The following is a 21634-nucleotide window of genomic DNA, read 5'->3' as shown; positions in this document are numbered from 1 at the left end:
AATCCAGGAACCGGAAAAACTATCGGAGCATCTAAAATATTATATGAAAACATGACAAAATTAGGCATTAAAACAATTTATATAAGTTTTGTAGAAACGAAAACTGAATATTATAAAAATTTGAAAAGATTAGGTTTAGATATGGAAGAATTAGAGAAAAAAGGACTTTTCACATATATGGAATTGATAACATTTCTTAGTAAGGATTTAATCCAAGATATTTTAAATCAAATTATTAATACAATTGATCAAACTGGTGCAAAGATAGTAGTTATTGATAGTATATCACCATTATTACAAATAGCTGAAAACATAATAAGCTTAAGGGAAATCTTACATAATTTCTTCTATAGATTATCAAAAATTAAAAAGGTTACAACAATCTTAATCCAAGAAGTTCCTTATGGAAGCGAAAATATTGGTTTCGGAGTAGAAGAATTCTTAGTTGATGCGGTAGTATTTATGAAAACAGTTCAAATTAAAGGAAGAAGCAATAGAATTATGGAAATCAGAAAAGCAAGAGGTTCTGATATCCCTCTAGTTTCAATACCTTTTGTTATTAGAAAAGATAAGGGAATTTCTATATTGTATCCTAAAAATATTAAAGAAAAGATAAGCAATAAAACTATCAATATAATTGTTGGAAACAATAATTTTACTGTTTCTTTAGGCAGTCAAAATTTAATAATTGCAAACCCAAAAATTGATATTCAAGCTCTGGCTTCACTAATAATAGTTGGAACAATATCAGGAACACCTAATCTGTCTCAAAATATAAGAAGGAAAACTATAATAAGAATGATGAGTTATACAGTTGAGGAGTTTTCAGATCAATTAAAGAATTGCCTATTAAATATAGGGTTGGAAAAAAATAAGGTTGATGAATTACTAAATAGTTACATAATAGATGGAATAGATGTTAACAGATATTCTTTAACAGAATATTTTGATCATGTTAAAGAGATAGAAGATAAGGAAAAACCTGCATTTATTTTAAACATAGGTCTTGATGTACTGCTTCAGTTGTTAGCTGACAATGAGATATATCCAAGGCTTGAATTAGATACTATGATTAGAAGAATAAACAATAACATAACGACTCTTTATATGATGAATGGTAATTTAAAAGATTATTATAAAGTTCCTTTAGCAGAGGAATACGATAATGTTTGGTATTTTTATCCCTATAAAGAAAATAGGCTAATAATAAGGCCTTTTAGGCTTAAGATGAAAATTCTTGCTAATGAAAAATATACTATTAATTTAAATAGTATTAAATGTTTATCCCATACATAATAAAAATAAATATTTATTATAAAATTATGAACTAAGAGCAATAAAAGTATAAAATAAGACTCCAATAATCCATGAGATGATTAAAGATATACGTGCATATTATGCTATTCCTGCTGTTTAAAGCAATACTTTAATTCCAACAGCTCCTACTGTTCCAACTATAAATATTTCCAAAAAGCTCTTTTTAAAGGCCTTTACTTTTATTTGAATTATCATCAGAATCCAAATAAAACTACCTGTTTAGATTTTTTTAAGTAATATAAATTTGTTAAATATCTTTCAATAATAATTAAAAACTAAATTAAACTTGGAAAATATATTCTGATAAAATGAACGGCAAACCTCTCCCTTTAGGGCGGGGAGAAGGTCAGAAATCTTTATGTTTCTTCCATAAACTTCTTTTTATCTTCATCGCTTTTCATGCTCCAATATTTTTCTGGAAACTTTCCATTTTCTACTTCACTTTTATAATTTAATATAGCTTCTCTTATTATTGATTTTAAATCTACGTATTTTTTGGCAAACTCTGGGGAATAGTCTCCAAGTCCTAATAAGTCATTTATAACCATTATTTGGCCATCGCAATATGGTCCGCTTCCTATACAAATTGTTGGTATTGAAATCTTTTCTGTTATCTTTTTAGCAACTTCATTTGTAGTATATTCTATTACAAGAGAAAAAATGCCGGAGTCTTCTAATTGAAGAGCATCATTAAGTATTTCATTAGCTTCACTATAACTTTTACCTAAAAGCCTATATCCACCTATCTGTTTATGCTTTTGGGGAGTTAATCCTATATGGCCCATAACAGGAATGCCTGAATTTACAATACCTTTTATTATTTCTTTATATTCACTACCACCCTCTAGTTTTACAGCATCTGAACCAATCCTAAGAAAACGAGACGCATTTATTATAGCTTTTTCTTTACTATATTCATAACTCATAAATGGCATATCAGATACCACAAGGGCCTTTGGGTTGGCATTACATACAGCTTTGGTATGGATGAGCATTTCATTCATGGAGACTTGTAAAGTTGATGGATATCCTAAAACAACCATGCCTAAAGAATCACCAACTAATATTATGTCAACCCCAGTTTCATCAACTATCTTTGCAGTTGGATAATCATAGCTTGTTATAGCTACTATTCTCTTTTTTCCTTTCATTTTTTGAATGTCTCTAATTGTTTTCTTTTTTTCCTCCATATGCTCACCCGCTTAATATGGGATAGCAAGGTTTATTATTTTCTTTTAAAAGATCTTTTAAAATTATAACCGATTTATAAGCAAAATAATTATATTTGGCTTGAAATCCAAATTTTTTAGCAATTTTATATAAAGCCAAATTAATATAATCAAGCTCCGTTCTTTCTTTATTTGAACAAAGATCTTGTATAGTAGAATTATAATTATTATACGTTAATTTTAATGTGTTTATTAATTCATTAATAGGGTCATTAACTAAGCCTATTTTGAGTAGAGAGGCTATTTTTTTGGATTCATTGGCAATACGAATTGATAAATTAAAAGCATTTTTATTTTCTAATATAAATCCATTGTTTTTTAAATATAATGAAGCAATAGGATTTATAGCAGAATTAACAATAACTTTTTCCCATCTATAAGGTTCAATGTTGTTAACTAATTCTACATTAACGTTTTTAATAGTTAAATTTTTCAAATCCTCTCTACAGTCTTTGTTTTTACAACCTAAAATTAATTTAGATCCACCATTAAATATTGAATGGCATTTCTCAATTCTATTAAGTCCGTAATAAATTATTATTGAACCAGCTTTATAGTATTTTTCAATTTTTTCTAAGGAATATAGACCATTTTGAGTTGATAATGCATAATCTGAATTAATATATTTTCTTGCTTCTTTTATAGATCTATCTAGATCATAGGCTTTTACTGCAAAAATCAAATAATCAAATTTTAGTCCTTTTACTTTATCATAGTTACAGACATTAATTTCATCTTCTCCAAGATTATCCACAATTACTTTCTTCTTATTACATTCTTTAGTTTTTTCGATTATAGTAACTTCATGCCCAGAGCGATTTAAAATAATAGATAGAAAACTGCCTATAGCCCCGCAGCCTATAATACCTATTTTCAAATTTTTCCCCAATATATTAATACAATTTTCTAATATTTAAGTTAGAGAAATAATACATAATTTTTTGTTGGTTCTAATTTTTAAAATATAATTGGTTGCAAAACTTTGGATATAATGAATAAAGCTTATACATCTTATAATTTTATTTTTAATTATTAATTAAAAGATCTTTTTTAAAAAAATTAGTCATTATTAATTTAAATAAATACCTTTATTAAGTTAAAATTATATAATATAAAATGTAAGACTTAATAAGAGGCCGAAATATGATAATACTTGATTTATCTATAAAAAGTAATTGTGGATTATCTAAAATAGCTCATGATTTCGATAATGAAGTCTTATCGTTATCTGTATCGCAATTTAATAATGCTTATAATTCAATAATTGCTTTCGTTGGTTTAAAAGAAAAAAATCAAGAACTTTTGATTAAGTCTTGGAGAAAAAGGTATAGTGATTTTTCATACTTAGATTGGGACAAAATTGGAGAAAAAGGTATATTATTTAATGGATTAAAAGAGGGCCATGGAATAGTAAGCACATTAATTGAATACGGTGGGGCTTTAATAATTCCGACAATTGCAGGGAATGGATATGAAAGATTTTTAATTTTAGTTAAAAATAAAAAAGATATAGATAACATAATTAAACAGATATCTCGCAGCAATAATATAATTGATTTTAACTATGATAATGTAAATATAAAGTCTCTTTCATCTTGGATTTCAAAGCTGATAATAAATGCTAGCAACATTAATAGCAGAGAATATGAAATTTTATTTAGGGCCTTTAATTATGGTTATTTCTCATGGCCCAAAGAAATAAATTTAGAAGAATTGAGCTCGAAATTGGGAGTTTCTCAACCTACAATTATTTATCATATTAGAAACGCTATAAATAAAATACTTAGCAATCTTTTATAATTCTTTTTCGCAATATAAAGCAAGAGTTCTTTAAACAATTCATAATTTTAATTATTATATTTGTTTACTTGCTAAGATTATCTATTTAAGGATTAACTCATGATAATACATCTGTTTTATTCATAATTTATTAAATTATAATTTAAAAGCTTTAACCAAACTATAAAAAATCATAGTAATGAGAAAGGCAAACCTAGCCCCTTCTAGGGGTAGAATAATTTTTAACCAAAAACACTATTTGTATAATAAAGTAGCACTCATAAAGGGGCGTAATGCTTGAGATTTGAGAGAATTTTCGTTATTCAAGGCAAGGAGGTAATCAGTTCATAAAAAATTAAATAACTCCATTTTCTTTTAATTTTTTAATTTCTTCATCATTATAGCCTAACTCATTAAGGATTTTATAGGTATCTTCTCCTAAGGAAGGAACTATATTGCTTTTTATTTCCTTAATAAGCGGAGGAGTTGGAACTTTTAGTTCTTTATCATTAAAAATTATTTTTATCATCTTTGCTGACGCATGAGGGTCATGAAGTAGATCCCAGGGTTTATTTAATATTGAATATCCAATATTGTTTTTATCAAATATATTGATAAGTTCATCTGAGTTGTATTTTTTTATCTCATTTTGTAGGCATGGTATTAGAAAACTTCTGTTTCTATATCTATCTTCATTTCTCCTAAACTTTTCATCATTGCAGATATTTAAATTGAGAGATTTACAAAAATCAATCCATTGTTTATCTGTTGTGACTGCAACAAATATTTTTTTATTATCCTTTGTTTCAAAGAAATCATAAATTCCCCAAGCAAAACCTTCTTCGTTTATTGGCAAGATAGGTCTACCCAAAACTTGATATGTTGATATATGTTGGCCAACAAAAAACATAGAGGTTTCAAAAAGTCCAACATCTACTATACCTCCAACGCCAGTCTCTTCTCTTTCTAAAAGTTTTTGTAGGATTCCTATCACTGCAAACATTGCAGCTCCTATGTCTACAATAGAAGCTCCTAGTCTTAGTGGTCTATCTTTAAGTCCTGTCATATAAGCTAACCCGCTGTGAACTTCAATCGGATAGTCTAAAGATTTCCTGTTTTCATATATGCCATAACCATATGCTTTAATAGATGCATAAATGATTTTTGGATTTATCTTTTTAATTTCTTCATATCCCAAACCGGCTTTATCTAAGGTCCCTCTTGCTAAATTATCTATTAATACATCAGAAGTCATTAGTAATTTTTTAAAAACTGCTTTTCCTTCATCCTTAAATATATCAAGAGTTACGCTTTTCTTTCCCCAGTTTAAGTATGGGAAAGTGCCTGAACTGCTGCCAGGTAATCTTCTAGATATATCCCCCTCATTTGGTTTTTCGATTTTTATTAGCTCAAATCCTAATGAAGATAAAATTAATCCTGCTGTTGGACCTGCAACTATATGTCCAATTTCTAATGCTCTCATATTTACACCTCTTTGGATAATTTTAAGACTTCATCATAAGTTAATGCTCTCCCTTCGTTTACGCTAATATTTTTTACTATCTCTACTAATGAATTTAGTTTTTCTTCATTTAGACTAACTCCGTATTTTTCTAATATTTTTTTGATCAAACTTCTTCCAGCATATACGTTTACAGAAAAGATATCTTGGGAAAAAACTGATAAAAAAGATGCATGTGTTCCTGCTGTCATTGTTTTGGTATTTATGCCTACAATTGGAAAATTATAAAAGAAAAATTTGTATCCAATTTTATTTAATATCAATTCTCCTACATATTCATATAAATCTAATAATCTTTCTTCAACTAAATCCAGTTTATAACCTTCTTTTTTTAATGCATTATACATTACATATAGATCTGCTATACCGTTCCTTTCTCCAATCCCATAAACAGTAACAGAAACAGAAGAAGCTCCTTCTTCTATAGCAGCTAGGCAATTTGAAACTGATAGCCCGTAATCGTTATGGCAATGTACTTCTATATCGATATTATTTTTTATAGACTTCATTGCTTCTTTTATTAAATCCCTCATGAATTTAGGATTAGCGTTACCTGTAGTATCAGGTAACTGGACTTTTTTTAATCCAATTTCATCAAGTTTCTTTAAAATGTCTAAAATTAATGATTTGTTTGTAACAACATCAACTAATGCAACTGTTGTTAGTTCATCTTTTTTTAAAGAATATTTAATATCTTCAATAACATTATCTAAGTTATCATATTTAAAAGGCAAATGCAGTGCAATATGTGCCCCTGTATTAAAAATTTCATCAATATCCTTTTTTATAGCTCTTCCCAATCCGTATACATTTTTTAAATATTTTTTATTAATTATTTCTTGAGTAATCTTCTTTTCAGACCAATGAGCTGAAGGATAACTTACTACAGCACTTTCTATGCCTGCTTTTCCTAATAATTCTGCTATTTTTAATTTTTCTTCTATCTTGAACGAAATTCCTGGTGATTGAAGTCCTTCTCTAAGTGTATCATCTATTAGCTGAACCAATGTATTTCCCAAGTTTTAATTTTCTCTATTACCTATTTGTTTTACATAAAAAGGGTTTTATATAATTGTTATTAAGATTAAAATTCAAATATGAATACATTAGGTGATGAATTTGGGTATGAGCTCGAATAAGCATTCTATTGCAGCTAGATTAGATAGAATTCCATGGACTAGCTTACATACAAAGTTGCTAATATTATTGAGCTTAGGAGAATTTTTTGATTTATATGATTTAATAGCAGGAGGATTTGCAGTTGCTGCAATACACCTTTATTATCATGTAGGCATTTCTACATCAATATTCTATACAGTAGCTATATTCTTCTTAGGAGCATTCATAGGAGTAATATTATTAGGTTATATAGGAGATTATCTTGGAAGAAGAACAGTAATATTAATAAATATGGCTATTATGAGTCTAGCATATCTGCTTACGCCATTTTCTCCAAACGTTTACTTATTCGGAGCTTTAAGATTCTTAGCGGGGTTTGGTGCTGGGCCTGAAGCAATATTAGTTGTAGATATTATGTCAACTGAGTTTTTCCAGCCTTCAATAAGAGGCAATAGATTAGCAATAGCATATACGATAGCATGGCTGGCTCCTTTAGTTGTAGCAGGCATTGCAATATTTACTATACCGTTGCACTGGCAATGGATATTTTGGATAGGTGGATTAGGAATACTTTCAATAATTCCTCTTAGATTTATGATTCCTGAATCGCCAAGATGGTTGGAAGTGCATGGAAAATATGATGAAGCTGATAAGATTGTATCTAGATTTGAAGAACAAGCTGTAAAAGAAGGGAAGAGGCTGCCGGAACCTGTTGAGGTTGAGGTTATCAAAACTAAGAAAGTTCCTTTAGGTGATGCATTTAAAGGACCATATTTAAAGAGAATGATAATGCTAATAATTTTCCAGTTTTTCCAAGCATCCGTTTATTATGGATTTACATCTTTGGCTCCAACGGTTCTTTATGAAAAAGGCTTTACATTTGCAAAATCAACAACAATGACATTTATTATTTACACCGGTTACTTTATAGGGTCTGTAATATCTATATTTGTTATAGAAAAGTTATTCGATAGAAAATGGCAGATAGTAACATATATAATATTGGCGGGAATCTTTGGAGTATTATTTGGATATTCTAAAAGTGTTGCACTGCTTGAAGTATCAGGATTTTTGTTAGCAACATTTTTAAATCTATTTTCAAATACATATCATTTGTACATGGCTGAAATCCTTCCAACGAGAGTTAGGGCAGCAGCTGATGGACTTCAATATAGTATAAGCAGGTTAGGTACCTTTATATTAATAACTTTGTTGGGCTCTATATTAGTTTCACTAGGACCTACAACACTATTTTTAGTTACATTCATCTTTTCATTAATAGTTGGTATAGACATAGCCGTTTTAGGACCTAAATCCTCAGGACAAAAAGTTGAAGTAGTTGCTAAATAATTTTTTATTTTTTAAAGTTTTTTAACCGATTTTAACTTTATATTTATTTGGTGTATTTATGGATCCATTAAAAGACTTAAGAAATTATATAGAATGGCTAGAAAATAGAAATAGTTTAATTAGAGTTAAAGAGGAGCTTTCACCAATCTTGGAAATACCTGCTTATTTAAGGAGAATAATGTATTCAAAAGGACCCTCTGTTGTTTTTGAAAAAGTTAAGGGATTTGAAAATTGGAAAATTGCTGGAAACCTCTTTCCTAATTTAGATACAATATCATCATCTTTATCTGTAAATAACTTAGAAGAAATTGGAATAAGAATGATTGAACCAATAACTTCACCAATTCCATATAAAATGTTTGATAAAATAAAGACATTAGGAGACTTAACAAAAATGTCTTCATATTTACCAAAGAAAGTCAATAAAGCCCCTTTTACAGAAAATGTTATTGAAAATAAAGATAATCCATTAGATAAAATACCCTTTTTCAAAACATGGCCCAAAGATGGAGGAAGATACGTTACATTTGGTATGGTTATTACACAAGAAAACGAAAAAACAATTAATATGGGAGTATATAGAATTATGATTTTAAATGGTAACAAGGGTGTAGTTCATTGGCAAATACATAAAAGAGGTGCTCATGTACATTTAAATGCTATGGAAAATAAGAAGGATGAAATACCTATAGCTGTTTCTATTGGTAGTGATCCTGGAACAATGCTTGCCTCGGTTTCACCAGTTCCATATCCTATTGATAAGGCTTTGTTTGCAGGTATAATTAGAAATAAAGGAATTGAGCTTTACGAACTCAACAATGGTATTTTAGTACCTGCTAATTCAGAAATAGTTCTAGAAGGGAAAGTATTAGTTAATCAGTTGCTTGATGAAGGTCCTTTTGGAGATCATTGGGGGTATTATGATAAACCTACTGAAAAATATCCATTATTTGTTGTAGATAGGGTATATGTGAGAGATGATCCAATATATTACGGTACAGTTGTAGGAATTCCACCTTTAGAAGATGCAGTTATGGGTAAAGCTATAGAAAAGATTTTCAAGCCTATAATGCAGATGATAATTCCAGAAATTGTTGATATAAATTATCCTGTTGAAGGGGTCTTTCAAGGTCTTCTTATAGTTTCTATCAAGAAAAGGTTTCCTGGACAAGCAAAAAAAGTTATGAATGCATTGTGGGGTATTGGGCAATCATCACTAACAAAAATAATAATAGTAGTAGATCATTATATAGACCCCAACGATATTGGTAAAGTAATTTGGGCTTTATCAAGTAATGTCAATCCTGAGAAAGACGTGCTAATAATTAAAGGATCTCATAGTGATGCTTTAGATCCTTCAAATTTATTTCCATCTTTTGGAAGTAAAATGGGTATAGATGCAACAAGAAAGTTACCAGAAGAAAGAGAAGGAAAATCTTGGCCAGAAATTGTTAGTGAAGATGAAGAAGTTAATAAGAAAATAGAAGAAATATTTAAAAATTATTTAAATAAAATTTAAAAATTAATTTTTATTATAACTAATTTATTAGAATGCAGTTTACTCTATAATCTTACCGCTTCCCAATATGCTGAAGGCTTTAATAATTTCATTGGGTGCAATTATTGCTCCTAGTTTAACTTCTCCTAAAAACTCTGTAATCACTTTTAGCCTTTCTGGTAACATGTCTGGTATTCCTTCTATTAGATGAGCACATTGCTCTACCTTAACTTTTTCTCCCAAGACTGAGGATCTAATTTCTGATAAGGATGAAACTATGGAATCTTTCATTAGCAAAGAAGATGAAATAATACTATTTTCACCTATTATTACATTTTCTTCAATACTTGTATATGGTTTTATTATGCTGCCAGCCAAAACTTGACTCCTTCTGCCTATATATGCAGGACCTATAATTACTGCTCCGTCTTCAATAGTTGCATAGTCATCTATTATAACTCCATTTGATATAATAGCAGATCTACTAACATTAGCATTTTTGCTTATTTTAGTTCCAGTCTCGCTTAATATTATTTTTAGTGCATCTAAGAAATCCCACGGATATCCTACTTCAATCCATTTATTATTCCATATTATACCCCCTACTACTCCTTCTTTTGACATTATCATCATTGAAGTTTCAAATTGGTCTTTTGCTATTATTTCTAATTGTTTAGTATCTGAAACCATAATACCTGCAAAAACATACCCCCTATTTTTTAACCATCCTTTATTTTGATCGTTTGATTGCATGTAGCTTGTTATTTGTCCCCTATAATCTATGCTAACAAATCCATATGTTTCTAAACCCGTTGATACAGGTGCTACACCTATAACAATTGGATATCCTGATGTAGAATAATAATCTAATATTGATTTTCCTATGTTTGGGTTCGCCAAAAAACCTGAATATGCTATCAAAACTTGATCTTCACTTCTTTTCTTTGCTTCTTGAACTGCTGTAAAAATGCCTCCTCTTATATCTTCCCCTTTCTGTGTAACTATGTAAACATTTTCGTCTCTTGGTATAGCCATGTTTTCATATCCAGGAGGAACAACTACAACTACATTTCGTATACCTGCGTTTCTTAATATTTCTACACTATAATCAAATAGCTGCCTTCCTCCTATCTCCAAAAAAGATTTAGGTTTTTCCTTTGTTAATGGTAATAGCCTCTTACCATATCCTCCAGCTAATACTACTCCAAGCATTCATATCACCTCATTCAACAGTTACAGTTTTAGCCAAGTTTCTTGGCTTATCTGGATTATACCCCCTCTCTACTGCTAGTCTGTAGGCAAGTATTTGAAATAGAGGAGTTAAAATAAACGGCTCAAGTTCTAAAATTGAGTTTGAAGGCGGCATATCGGCAAAATATATGCTTTTCCTATCTTCTTTTAACTCCAATTTTAAATCTGCAGGTCTAACTACTATTACTTTTGCATTTCTTGCTGCCATTTCTATTGCATTTCCAGCAATTTCAGGAGCATCACTAGTTGATACTATATAAACTGGAAAATCTTTTTCAACTAGAGCTATAGGTCCATGTTTGCTTTCTCCTGCTGGATAAGATTCTGCATGTAAATAAGTTATTTCTTTGATTTTTAATGCTCCTTCCATAGCTATAGCTGAGCCAAGGCCTCTGCCTAAGATATATGAAGAGTTCTTTTTATGTAAATTTAACAGAGCTGGTATTAATGTATCGCTTGCTTCTAATGATGATTGAATAAGATTTGGAGCATACCTTAAATAGTCTAATATTTTGTTTTTTTCGTTTTTATCAAATTCTTTTCTTTCATAAGAAATAAATGCTGACAACATCTCCAAAAGCATTATTTGTGATAGAAACGTTTTCGTTGCTGCAACTCCAATTTCAGGCCCTGCCCTTGTATATAAAGAAAAATCGGATTCTCTAACTATAGCGCTTCCCAATACGTTTGTAACTGCTATAACCTTTACTCCATTCTTTTTTGCATCCCTTATTGCTTGTAATGTATCAAAGGTTTCACCGCTTTGAGAAACAGCTATTAATAAGTCATCTTTTTGAAATGTTGAAGATACATAGCTCATTTCGGAAGAAATTATAGGATATGAAAATAGTTTTGCTCTTTTAGCTAAAATTTTTGAGAATACTAAGGAAGCATGATAGCTAGTCCCAGCAGCCGTTAAGAAAATTCTATTAGATGAAGAAACAATTTCTGCAGCTTTTATTAAAGCAGGATCCTCAATATTTCCTTCAAACGTTTCTCTTATAGCATTTGGTTGTTCATATATTTCCTTTATCATAAAGTGTTGATATCCGCCTTTACTTGCTGCTTCAGGTGTCAGTTCAACAGTTTTAACTTTAAGTGTAATTTGTTCAAGGCTCAGCCTTTTATATCCTCCCCCAGGAAGTAATTTATATATTTCAAAACTCGTAGGACTAATATATCCAAACTCTCCATCTTCCAATAATATAACTGTTTTGGTCATATCTAGTAAAGCAGGTAAATCACTTGCTATCGCTTTTATATTTTCACTGACTCCTATAATTAATGGTGATCTCATTTTTGCAAAATAGATTTTATCTGGTTCTTTTCTATATAATATGCCGAAAGAATAAGTTCCATCAATTTTTGCCAAAGCCTTTGCTAGCGCCTCGATAAAAGTTTCACTATTTCTTTCTTCTTCCTCTAATAAGTGGGCAAATAATTCTGTATCTGTTTCGCTTTTTATTTTATGTCTTTTATTTTCTAATTCAAATTTTAAAGAGGCAAAGTTTCTTATAACACCATTATGAACTACAGCTATATTTCCTGTACAATCCATATGGGGGTGGGCATTAATATCGTTAACACCGCCATGAGTTGCCCATCTAGTATGAGCTATACCAGTGCTACCAGATAAATCAGTAAAACTAAGTCTTTTCATAACAGTTTCTAAGTCTCCTGCTCCTTTTTTAAAGTTTATTGAATTTCCATTAATAACTGCGATACCTACACTATCATACCCTCTGTATTCGAGTCTTTGAAGACCTACAATAAGTTTGTCAACGACATTACACTTTTTATTAGTTATTCCTATAATTCCGCACAAAATTTTCCCCTCAAAATCAAATATTTTTATGTCTAATAAAGAATTTAAGTTTTATTTCTAAAATAAGCATATTAATTTTTTTATTAACTACTCTATTGGAATGAGGTTGCCACGGGTCTGATGAGTGATGATACCTGTCTCAACCGACCAATTTATATTTTTAGAATTATACTATAATAAGGGGGGGTAGAATTGCCCAAAGAGTACTTGTTAAGAGATGGTCAGGAGTTTAACTTGAGTTCTGATGATTTTAAAAATGGAGAGACTATACCTAAAAGATTTACATGTGATGGGGATAATATAAGTCCAAGGCTTAAATGGAATGGGGTAAGTGATGCGAAGAGCTATGCACTAATAGTTTACGATCCAGATGCACCTATGAAAACTTTCATTCATTGGGTTTTATATGACATTCCTTCATCTCTAAATTCATTATATGAAGCTATTCAAAAGAATAGCGTTATAGAAGGAATTGGAAAGCAAGGTAAAAATGATTTTGGGGAAATTGGATATGATGGTCCATGTCCTCCAAGAGGTCATGGAACTCACAGGTATTATTTTGCATTGCATGCATTAAATGTCGATGAATTAAACATAAAAGGAGAGGTAAACGCTGATAAGCTTATTAATTATATTAAAGGTAAAGTAATTGGATATGGATTATTAATGGGTAAATATCAAAGATAATTAGATTTGAGGAGCTGATGTAACTGGAAATAGATGAAACATATACATTGTTATAGCATCAACACCAACTAAAGTTAAACCAGTTAATATAAACATTATTGATAAAAACAAGTAAAAAGATCTAACGCTCCCTACTTTTGTTATAGCTAATATATATGAATTTATAACAGCGAGTATTACGGAAAATGCAATCGTACCTAGATTAAGAAAAACTACCATGCCTGGTTGTGGAGATATAAAGCCTGGAAAAGTCGAAGAAAGGCCGGAGCTCAAAGGAACTAAAAGGCTATTAAAATAATATGTTATTAATGCCATAAACTCTAATATAGCTATTATACTTGCATGCATTATTACTAGAGCAGAAAAGAAGTTACCAAAAACCTGTAATTTCTTTTGTCTTAAAGAAAGTATCATGTTATTAAAATCAGATATCACTACTCCAACATTTAGCAAATCTCCGCCATATTTATCAGTATCAGAAAATATATTAAGTGATCTATATATATTTTCGCTGTTTGTATCTAGACCAAATTTCTGCATTGCAATATCGTTTTCAACACCTATAAATAACGCAGAATTTAATTTTTTTAATAAATTTTTTAACTTTCCAAGTTCTACCTTAGCTAAATCCTTTATTGCAAGTTTTAAGTTAGGAACTTGAGAAAGATAAGTACCTAAACTTCTTATCATTACTGGGAAAAAAGTATCGTAGTCATTGATAATGTTTTCCATATTATTTATTATATATCCAGCAGGTATTAACAATAGACCTATTATAAACATAGAAAATCCTAGAGTAACATAGTTTATTGCATCGTTGATAATATAATATGATAGAATGATTCCTATAGCAACACCTATAATTGCTAGAAAATCGGCAAATTGTGCAACAGGGTTTCTTGAAGCCTTTGCCTCAAAGTAATCTTTAGGGGCCTTTAAAATAACCAATACACCTAATACAGCAATAATAAACATAGCTGATATGTAACCCAAAAGAATCATTTTAAGACTTCCTCCACCAAAGAAGAAAGAGAGCATTAACAAAGTTGATATGGCAAAAATAACTGAAACCATAGTTGATGTGTATACACCATACAAAACATTCAATGAATCTAAAGACCTATTATAAGTGTTTTCAAAGTTAAACTTTAACGTATCAAATTCAACCTTTAAGAAAGTAGCAAGCTCTTCCCCGACAGATGCTACGACTGCAAACCTTTCTAAAAATTCTTTAAATGCCTTGTTTTTTTCCTTTAAAGCAACCAAACTTACAGCTTCAGGTACAGTATACCCCCATTTTTTGGAAAGCTCTCCAGCTTTCTTTAATACTTTAGAATACCTTCCATGAGGACCTTCACCTGCGATCTTTAAAACAACGCCAGGAGGTTGTGCACCTGTTGAGATTGAATATAAGTGCATAATAGAATATAATAAGTCAAATTCTATTTTTATATAGGATCTATTTGTTAAAAAAGTTATTAAATAAAATAATATTCCTGATATCATAATTGCAAATCCAATGTAAAAATAGGGTTTTTCTATTATTAGAATGATTAAACCAAGAACAATTAAAACTAATGCTATAATATTTTTTAAATTAAATTTTATTCTTATAAACCTTCTTAGATTAATCATTTAAGCTTAACCTCCCAGAAATCAATTCTTTAAGCGCATTTTCTATTCCTATCGATTCTGCTATTGTAATAGCTTTGAAAACCTTATAGTAATCAAACACTTTTCTGTTAACTAGCTCTCTTAGATATTTTGCCCTTAAATCAAGCTCATCATAGATAAGACCGTAGTTCTTTCTGCTTAACCCTCTCATTCTCGCAATCTTTTCTTCAAGCAGATATGAAGAGCCTTTGCCTGAAAAAAGAAATTTATCTGTACTAGGATCCCAATTAAATATTGGTATAGCACTTACCTGGTCTGTGTTTGGATCATATCCTACCAACTCATATAGAGATGTTTGTCTTCTTACCAATAAACCCGTTTTAGAATACGTTGATGCCTGGAACCATGCAAAATTTAAATTATCCATATATGGCTTAGGTATATTTATAGGATTTCCCGTAAGTCTTTGAATTAATCTTGTTAGATCACCTGCATGAAATGTAGCCATAACCGGATGTCCAGTATCTTCTAATGGTATCGGATATCCATTGTTAAAACCTATATAATATCTTCCTCCTTCTAAAACTAAATCATATGTGTTATCTTCAACGCTATAATCAGCTTTAATTATTTTTACATACTCTCTATTATCTAAATAAATAATTCTATATTTTGATTTGACCAAATCTATTGAAAACATATATCCAGAAAAGTATAGCTTGTTAATGTAACGGTAAAGCTTATTTTCATTTATTTTAATGAATTTTATTTTAATATCTTCATAGGAGTTAATATTATTATAATCTATTAGGGATCCATATATAATCCTTTTTTTAAAAATTTTAAGCAGTTTGTTAGCAATTTTTTTCTTTTGATTAAGGTCAGGCTCTTTAAGGAATAATTCTCTTAATATATTAATTGTGTATTGAATTTCTCTATTTTCTTTTAACCTCATTTTTATAAGATTTTTATTGGTATGAACTATTGTGGAAGCTATGAAGCCTGATATAATAAATTCTGCTGTATCAAATTTAATGTCAGGAACTTTATTTTTTATTATTTTTCCATTAAATTCTATAAATCCATTTTTTAATAGCCAATCAATAAAATACAATTCTATTTTATAATAATAAAATTTTTTATTATTTCTTCTTATTGGGCTAATTGGTAAACTTTGTATTTCCATAAATTCCTCTAATCTATTTGCTGTTTTAAGTATAAACTTTCCTCTTCTATAAATAATATTACCGCCTAATATTATTCCAACTAAATACCAAAATAATGGATTTGTTAAGTTTAAATTAGCCTCTTTAAATCTTATCCTTTTTTTAGTATTAAAATTTTTAATTCTCTTTACATATACTTCCTTATTCTCTTTGATTAATTTTACAATTTCACTTGCATCTAATTCGCCAAAATTTGTTATAAACTTATGATTTTTTGTAACATCAAAAACATTTCCATCCTCTGTCTCAATTCTAACCAATTTGTCTTTAGGCATTTTGGTTATTGCCATAAGTTTTGATTTCACTATTTTTCCATTATTGTATGAAGGAATTATAATACCTTCATTTTCTACATTAACTAATTCCTTATTATCAATTATTTTACTACCATATTTATTCTTATAAAAATCAAATAGTTCTTTAATATCTCTTGTTTCATTTTCTAATACAATTTTTGCTTCTTTTACACATTGCATAGCTTGAAAAGCTATTGCTCCTTCGGCACCCCTAATTTCTCCAACTATTATATAATCAGGCCTCTGCCTTAATGCAGCTTTCAGCAAATCAAACAAGGTAACACTTGTTTCAGGTCTTCCTGTGTCTCTGGCAAGTTCTCTTGTCCAATTAGAATGAGGTAATTGTATTTCAGCCGTGTCTTCAATTGTTACAATTTTATTAGTGGGTTTTATAAATGCTGCTATAGCATTTAATGCTGTTGTTTTACCTGATGCAGTTTCTCCGCATATAAAACCGCTCATTCCTTCTCTTAAAAGCATCCATGTATATGCACCTACCCTTTCATCTATAGTGTTCCAATCAATTAATTGGGTCACGCTTATAGGTATTTGAGAAAACTTCCTTATGGTAAAGTTAGTTCCATTTAAACTAACATCTGAGCCAAAGACAATATTTAACCTGCTACCATCTGGTAGGCTAGCATCAATTATAGGCCTTGCCCTAGTTATGGGTTTCCCTATTTTTTCTCCCAGCCTTAAAATGAATGAATCTAATTCGTCTTGCGTCTTAAAACCTAAATTGCTAGCCAATCTATTAAAAATTTTATGGACTACATATATGGGTCCAACACCACTGCATGATATATCCTCTAGATATGGATCTCTTAAAAATGGTTCTAAAATTCCAACTCCTATTTTATCTCTTATTATATGGTATTTTAAATAACTTATTGTTTCCTTTTTTACAGGTATTTTTTCTATGTAAAAAGAGTTCATCATGGCCTTATAATCTATTTCTTTATTAGTCGGTTCTAATATCTCATCTATTAGCTTAAGCAATATTTTTTTCCTTTCATTGGCGTTTTCAGGCGCTTCCCCATGGATCTTGTTTGCTAGAGCAATATCTATTAGTCTTAAAATTTCACTATTAGGCATAGGAGGTTCTATGACAATGTATTTACCCATATCGCTTCCTTTTACAGATGAAACATGTATAAACACTCCTCCTCCAACAGGGTATATAAAATTGTATTCTCTTAATTTTCTCATACTAGAATCAGGTTTATTGATATATTGGGGAGGGTTTTGAAGACTTTTTATATAATTATCTAAGTAATCTGGCTTTTCACCAAAATCAGGTTCTTTTGCTTCTACTTCGCTTTTTTTCCTTTTGAATATGTTGAATCTAATTGCCATTGATATTACCTCTTTAAGAAACTACAATTGGTATTACTTTTATTCCAAAGGCTGGATCTATGTCAAATGTTATATTGCTCTGAGCTCCTGATTGAAGACCTTTTAATTTAATTATATTCATAACTTTAAGCCTTCTTCCTGCAATACTGGCTTCCGTTAATCTTATGTATCCATCGGCAGAATTTTTCATCATTAAATCTACTTCCTGTTGAAATGAATTTGGATGAAAAGTAATGACAACACTTTTGCCTTCATCAGATATTCTTCTAAAAGTTTCTATAGCTAGCCTAACATAATCTGCGGTTGCCTCAGCCAGGTATGAAAGGCTATCAATTATTATAGCCTCTGTTTTAATAATATCTTTTATTAATACATTTGTCAGTTGCTTAAGCATTATGTTAGCAAAATTCTCATTTATTGATAAGCCTACACTCATATTATATATGTATAAGTTACCTTTAGAGAAATAGTCTAAAAGATCAAAACCAGATTGAGCTGCTTTATTTATAAAACTATAGCTGTCGCCTTCACTAGTAAAGTAAGTTACCCTCAAACCAGCCCTTAAGTATGCCTGAGTAAATAATAAAGCTATACCAGTTTTACCGCTACCATGAGAACCTTCAATAACTATAAAGCTTGGATGAGGAATTCCACCAGCTAATCTTTGATCGATTTCTTCATTACCTGTGCTGAGTATTTGCACACTTTTTTCACCTAGTAAGTATAAGTGGCTTCAATACCTTTTAGGGGTGATACCACTATCACTAATGGATAGTTTTTGTTAACCTGGCTAGGTAAGTTTATTTTTATTTCTAAAGTTTCTCCTGGCAAAATGCCATTATATTGTATATATGAGGAACTATATGAATTAACAAAGACTTCAATTGGAAACCAAGAAACATTATATTGAAGTAGTGTAACTACTTGAGTTTTATTTGTTGAATTATATTCAACGATAACATCAAATTCATTTATGTCATAAATTAGGTTGCTACCTATGTTGGTTATATTAACTAATAGTGTTTGGTTATTGCTTTCAAGAATGGCTCCGGTTATTTTTATTTCATCTTGAACATTGTTGTTAAGATTCAATGTTGAAATCTTATATCCTGTTAAAATAAGGGTAGCCAATGATCCTAAAACTATAACTAATGCTACAGCAGCTATTACCATACCTACAGCAATTTCTATTCCCAATAAAATCACCTAGGGCGTTGATTGAACAACGTTGCTAAAAGTTTGGCCATTTGGTAAAGATATTGAAACCTGAATAGTTTTGCCATAATTTGCACCAGTGTAAACATAAACTATTACCGTTGATCCAGGCGTTATTTCATTATAAGCCCCTCCTATTATTTTATAAACGTTCCAATATCCCAAACCACCGCTCGGATTGTATGTATAAAAATTCATAGTAGAATTTACTGATCCCAAATATATTTGCGTTCTTGAAAGTGATGCCTGGGTTAATGTTTCCATTCCATTATCTCTTATATAGATAACATATCCGTTAATAGATTGATTATAATATCCATATACTATGCTTAGAGACGTTGATATCTGTTGACTTATGGCATCAGCTTTTTGCGAATATGAAGACATTATATCGTATGTTTTCACAATAACTACTGAACTTACTGCACTAACCAATATTATTGTAACCAACAAAAATATTGTATGACTAATTGGTACGTCACTCATTATCTAACCTCTTCTTGTCTCTTTAATTTATTAATTACTATTTTGCTAAGAGAATCCTTAACTAGCTCATTATTTTCTCCGCTTAATTCATTGAGCATTAATGCAACTAACGCTAAAGATTCGTTTGGAGTTAAACCCTTATCTCCAGCCATTATCATTACATTTAAAAGTTTTTTAGCAGCATCTGCTTCTTGTTGTGTTAAATACCCTAAAGATTTCATTGCATCTATAGCCTGCTCAAAAAACTCTTTAGGGAGCATATAAAGGTCTGACACCAAGGATAGAAGTTTAAAAACGTTTGTAGTTTCAATTTTTTCTTTTTTCTCTTCTTTTTTAATAACTTCTTCACTTTGTTTCATAACTTGAGGTTTTTGAGCTATTTCTTTTGATATCAAATTCTCATGTGAAACTTGTTTTGCCATTTCTTCCTGATGCAAACTCTCGCTAATTATTGGCTGTTGTGATTTAGGCTGATTATTGGCTTGTTGTTGAATATTGCTTTGTTGTGCCTGCGACTGTAAGCTTACTCTTAATAAGGGATTAGTTAAATCATTTATAATAGCCCTTAATTGAGATGTAGCATCCCTTAATGCCTCTGCTATTTCTTTAACAGAAGATTCTTCATTTTTTTGTTCTGGATTATTTTGAGGAGCATTTTGAGGAGGCTGGCTCAAAGGCTCACACCTCCTAATAATTTTATATTTATTTGATAATTTATATAATATATAGCCTGACAGCATCTTTTTGTTGAGTTTGACCAGATCTTTTTCCTGAAAGGGATGGAACAACCTCCTTTAAGTCTATAACCAATTATAGCTGGTATTGGTATGTTTATTGATGATAATACTATTAGTACCAATCCAGTTATAAAATATATTATGTTATATGGGTTTATCAACAGTAATATTCCTATGGCATTTAATAAAAGAAACAAAATCATTACCAAATATGACTCAACCTTTAATTTTCTTGCTGTTCTTTTATCACCGGCTATATACAAATAATTTTGGGACAAAATTATCACCTCAATATAATTTTTTTAGCTAGACTCTGAATTAACATTTGGTTTCCCCTAAAGCTATATAATTATAAAATAACAGAAATACTAATAAGTTTGCTCTTTTATCAACCGTTTCATTTATGAGTATACCTTAACCCCTGTAATACCCAGCTTACCTAAAAATATGCATGTGAATAGTATGAAATTACCTAGAATCCCCAAAATAAAAATACCTGAAGAAAATGGAAAAACAGCTATACTTATGCTAGTTGTAATACTTATTTTAGTTGTAATAATAGTTATAAACGTACCTAAAATAATGTATATTATAGGTACGACTCAGTTTCAACTAACTAACGAAAGTATAAGTGTAGTCCAGTGTTTCTCCTATCAAAACCAAAACGGACTTATAACAATAGTAGCATATGTACAAAATATTGGCAAATCAAATGCTGTCATTACATCAGCATATCTTTACGACGAAAACGGATTAGAGATTGCTAGCAATACTAGTTTATCGGTAAAAATCCCTCCAGGAAAAGCATTTCCTGTATATATACAAACATTTGCATTAACACCTGGAAATTTTTATAAAGTTTCAGTATATACTGAGGTGGGAACATATTCATCCTGTGAACTAACTTATTAATAAATAATTATAAAAATAAAAATTTTTATTTAAATTAAAAAATAAGATTATATTGTGAATTAAATTGATATCATCCTAAATCTATCGTAGAGTTTGAAACGAGATCAGGTGGTATAATTCTTGATACAGTTAAAGCTCCACCAACACTTGGTTTTATCGTAACTGTAAAACTATTATATGGTGTCATTGATTTTGTACTATTTACACTTATTACT

At 29.9% G+C, this 21634-nt stretch carries 19 protein-coding genes; 6 read left to right on the top strand and 13 right to left on the bottom strand.

What is annotated here, in order from left to right; all coding sequences use genetic code 11:
- Window positions 1-1296, top strand: a 1296-nt coding sequence (locus tag RXO53_RS04855) for an RAD55 family ATPase (RefSeq protein ID WP_410713128.1), incomplete at its 5' end; no start/stop codon positions are given.
- Between the two features lie 377 nt (window positions 1297-1673).
- On the opposite strand, the gene panB is transcribed toward RXO53_RS04855, so the two are convergent.
- Window positions 1674-2507 (bottom strand): 3-methyl-2-oxobutanoate hydroxymethyltransferase, encoded by an 834-nt coding sequence (gene panB, locus RXO53_RS04850; RefSeq protein WP_410713127.1) that lies wholly within the window; start codon window positions 2505-2507, stop codon window positions 1674-1676.
- Window positions 2508-2511: 4 nt separating this feature from the next.
- On the bottom strand, window positions 2512-3423 hold the full coding sequence (locus tag RXO53_RS04845) for a 2-dehydropantoate 2-reductase (RefSeq protein ID WP_410713126.1): 912 nt from the start codon (window positions 3421-3423) through the stop codon (window positions 2512-2514).
- Window positions 3424-3689: 266 nt separating this feature from the next.
- Here RXO53_RS04845 and RXO53_RS04840 point away from each other — a divergent pair, with 266 nt between their 5' ends.
- Window positions 3690-4346: a helix-turn-helix domain-containing protein gene (locus RXO53_RS04840; protein ID WP_410713125.1), complete on the top strand. Its 657-nt coding sequence runs from the start codon at window positions 3690-3692 to the stop codon at window positions 4344-4346.
- Window positions 4347-4680: 334 nt separating this feature from the next.
- Here RXO53_RS04840 and RXO53_RS04835 read toward each other — a convergent pair whose 3' ends face one another.
- Both RXO53_RS04835 and RXO53_RS04830 read right to left on the bottom strand, forming a co-directional pair.
- Window positions 4681-5808, bottom strand: a complete 1128-nt coding sequence (locus RXO53_RS04835; protein ID WP_410713124.1) for a CaiB/BaiF CoA transferase family protein — start codon at window positions 5806-5808, stop codon at window positions 4681-4683.
- Between the two features lie 2 nt (window positions 5809-5810).
- Window positions 5811-6854 (bottom strand): hypothetical protein, encoded by a 1044-nt coding sequence (locus tag RXO53_RS04830; RefSeq protein WP_410713123.1) that lies wholly within the window; start codon window positions 6852-6854, stop codon window positions 5811-5813.
- A 118-nt stretch (window positions 6855-6972) separates the two neighbouring features.
- On the opposite strand from RXO53_RS04830, the gene RXO53_RS04825 reads away from it, so the two are divergent.
- Both RXO53_RS04825 and RXO53_RS04820 read left to right on the top strand, forming a co-directional pair.
- The gene (locus tag RXO53_RS04825; RefSeq protein WP_410713129.1) at window positions 6973-8316 is read left to right on the top strand and encodes an MFS transporter; all 1344 of its coding nucleotides are present in this window, start codon (window positions 6973-6975) and stop codon (window positions 8314-8316) included.
- 58 nt (window positions 8317-8374) lie between these two features.
- Window positions 8375-9835: a UbiD family decarboxylase gene (locus RXO53_RS04820; RefSeq protein ID WP_410713122.1), complete on the top strand. Its 1461-nt coding sequence runs from the start codon at window positions 8375-8377 to the stop codon at window positions 9833-9835.
- Window positions 9836-9874: 39 nt separating this feature from the next.
- On the opposite strand, the gene RXO53_RS04815 is transcribed toward RXO53_RS04820, so the two are convergent.
- Window positions 9875-11026: a sugar phosphate nucleotidyltransferase gene (locus tag RXO53_RS04815; RefSeq protein WP_410713121.1), complete on the bottom strand. Its 1152-nt coding sequence runs from the start codon at window positions 11024-11026 to the stop codon at window positions 9875-9877.
- Window positions 11027-11036: 10 nt separating this feature from the next.
- Window positions 11037-12890 carry a glutamine--fructose-6-phosphate transaminase (isomerizing) gene (glmS, locus tag RXO53_RS04810; protein ID WP_410713120.1) on the bottom strand — a complete coding sequence of 618 codons (1854 nt, stop codon included), beginning with the start codon at window positions 12888-12890 and terminating at the stop codon, window positions 11037-11039.
- A gap of 192 nt (window positions 12891-13082) precedes the next feature.
- Here glmS and RXO53_RS04805 point away from each other — a divergent pair, with 192 nt between their 5' ends.
- On the top strand, window positions 13083-13577 hold the full coding sequence (locus RXO53_RS04805) for a YbhB/YbcL family Raf kinase inhibitor-like protein (protein WP_410713119.1): 495 nt from the start codon (window positions 13083-13085) through the stop codon (window positions 13575-13577).
- Here the strand turns inward: RXO53_RS04805 and RXO53_RS04800 are convergent, their stop codons facing one another.
- The 7 genes from RXO53_RS04800 to RXO53_RS04770 are packed head-to-tail and all read right to left on the bottom strand — an operon-like array spanning window position 13578 to window position 20785.
- Window positions 13578-15212: a type II secretion system F family protein gene (locus RXO53_RS04800; protein ID WP_410713118.1), complete on the bottom strand. Its 1635-nt coding sequence runs from the start codon at window positions 15210-15212 to the stop codon at window positions 13578-13580.
- Window positions 15205-18069: an ATPase, T2SS/T4P/T4SS family gene (locus tag RXO53_RS04795; RefSeq protein ID WP_410713117.1), complete on the bottom strand. Its 2865-nt coding sequence runs from the start codon at window positions 18067-18069 to the stop codon at window positions 15205-15207. The genes RXO53_RS04800 and RXO53_RS04795 overlap by 8 nt, the downstream gene beginning before the upstream one ends.
- A gap of 13 nt (window positions 18070-18082) precedes the next feature.
- Window positions 18083-18772, bottom strand: a complete 690-nt coding sequence (locus RXO53_RS04790; protein ID WP_410713116.1) for an ATPase domain-containing protein — start codon at window positions 18770-18772, stop codon at window positions 18083-18085.
- Window positions 18773-18783: 11 nt separating this feature from the next.
- A complete protein-coding gene (locus RXO53_RS04785) occupies window positions 18784-19266 on the bottom strand; it encodes a hypothetical protein (RefSeq protein ID WP_410713115.1) in 483 nt (160 codons plus the stop codon).
- A gap of 9 nt (window positions 19267-19275) precedes the next feature.
- Window positions 19276-19770, bottom strand: coding sequence for a hypothetical protein (locus tag RXO53_RS04780; RefSeq protein ID WP_410713114.1), 495 nt, complete (start codon window positions 19768-19770; stop codon window positions 19276-19278).
- Complete coding sequence (locus RXO53_RS04775; protein ID WP_410713113.1) at window positions 19770-20444, bottom strand: hypothetical protein; 675 nt, start codon at window positions 20442-20444, stop codon at window positions 19770-19772. The genes RXO53_RS04780 and RXO53_RS04775 overlap by 1 nt, the downstream gene beginning before the upstream one ends.
- On the bottom strand, window positions 20441-20785 hold the full coding sequence (locus tag RXO53_RS04770) for a hypothetical protein (protein WP_410713112.1): 345 nt from the start codon (window positions 20783-20785) through the stop codon (window positions 20441-20443). The genes RXO53_RS04775 and RXO53_RS04770 overlap by 4 nt, the downstream gene beginning before the upstream one ends.
- Before the next feature lie 175 nt (window positions 20786-20960).
- Here RXO53_RS04770 and RXO53_RS04765 point away from each other — a divergent pair, with 175 nt between their 5' ends.
- On the top strand, window positions 20961-21419 hold the full coding sequence (locus RXO53_RS04765; protein WP_410713111.1) for a hypothetical protein: 459 nt from the start codon (window positions 20961-20963) through the stop codon (window positions 21417-21419).
- Window positions 21420-21634: the final 215 nt, after the last annotated feature.

Source organism: Caldisphaera sp. (genome assembly GCF_046536515.1).
Classification (GTDB): Archaea; Thermoproteota; Thermoprotei_A; order Sulfolobales; family Acidilobaceae; genus Caldisphaera.
This window is presented reverse-complemented; position numbering and strand designations above follow the sequence as displayed.

Coding starts and splice junctions, on each gene's coding strand:
- panB (WP_410713127.1), bottom strand. CDS start 2,507: ATGGAGGAAAAAAAGAAAACAATTAGAGACATTCAAAAAATGAAAGGA.
- RXO53_RS04840 (WP_410713125.1), top strand. CDS start 3,690: ATGATAATACTTGATTTATCTATAAAAAGTAATTGTGGATTATCTAAA.
- RXO53_RS04835 (WP_410713124.1), bottom strand. CDS start 5,808: ATGAGAGCATTAGAAATTGGACATATAGTTGCAGGTCCAACAGCAGGA.
- RXO53_RS04825 (WP_410713129.1), top strand. CDS start 6,973: ATGAGCTCGAATAAGCATTCTATTGCAGCTAGATTAGATAGAATTCCA.
- RXO53_RS04820 (WP_410713122.1), top strand. CDS start 8,375: ATGGATCCATTAAAAGACTTAAGAAATTATATAGAATGGCTAGAAAAT.
- RXO53_RS04815 (WP_410713121.1), bottom strand. CDS start 11,026: ATGCTTGGAGTAGTATTAGCTGGAGGATATGGTAAGAGGCTATTACCA.
- RXO53_RS04800 (WP_410713118.1), bottom strand. CDS start 15,212: ATGATTAATCTAAGAAGGTTTATAAGAATAAAATTTAATTTAAAAAAT.
- RXO53_RS04795 (WP_410713117.1), bottom strand. CDS start 18,069: ATGGCAATTAGATTCAACATATTCAAAAGGAAAAAAAGCGAAGTAGAA.
- RXO53_RS04780 (WP_410713114.1), bottom strand. CDS start 19,770: ATGAGTGACGTACCAATTAGTCATACAATATTTTTGTTGGTTACAATA.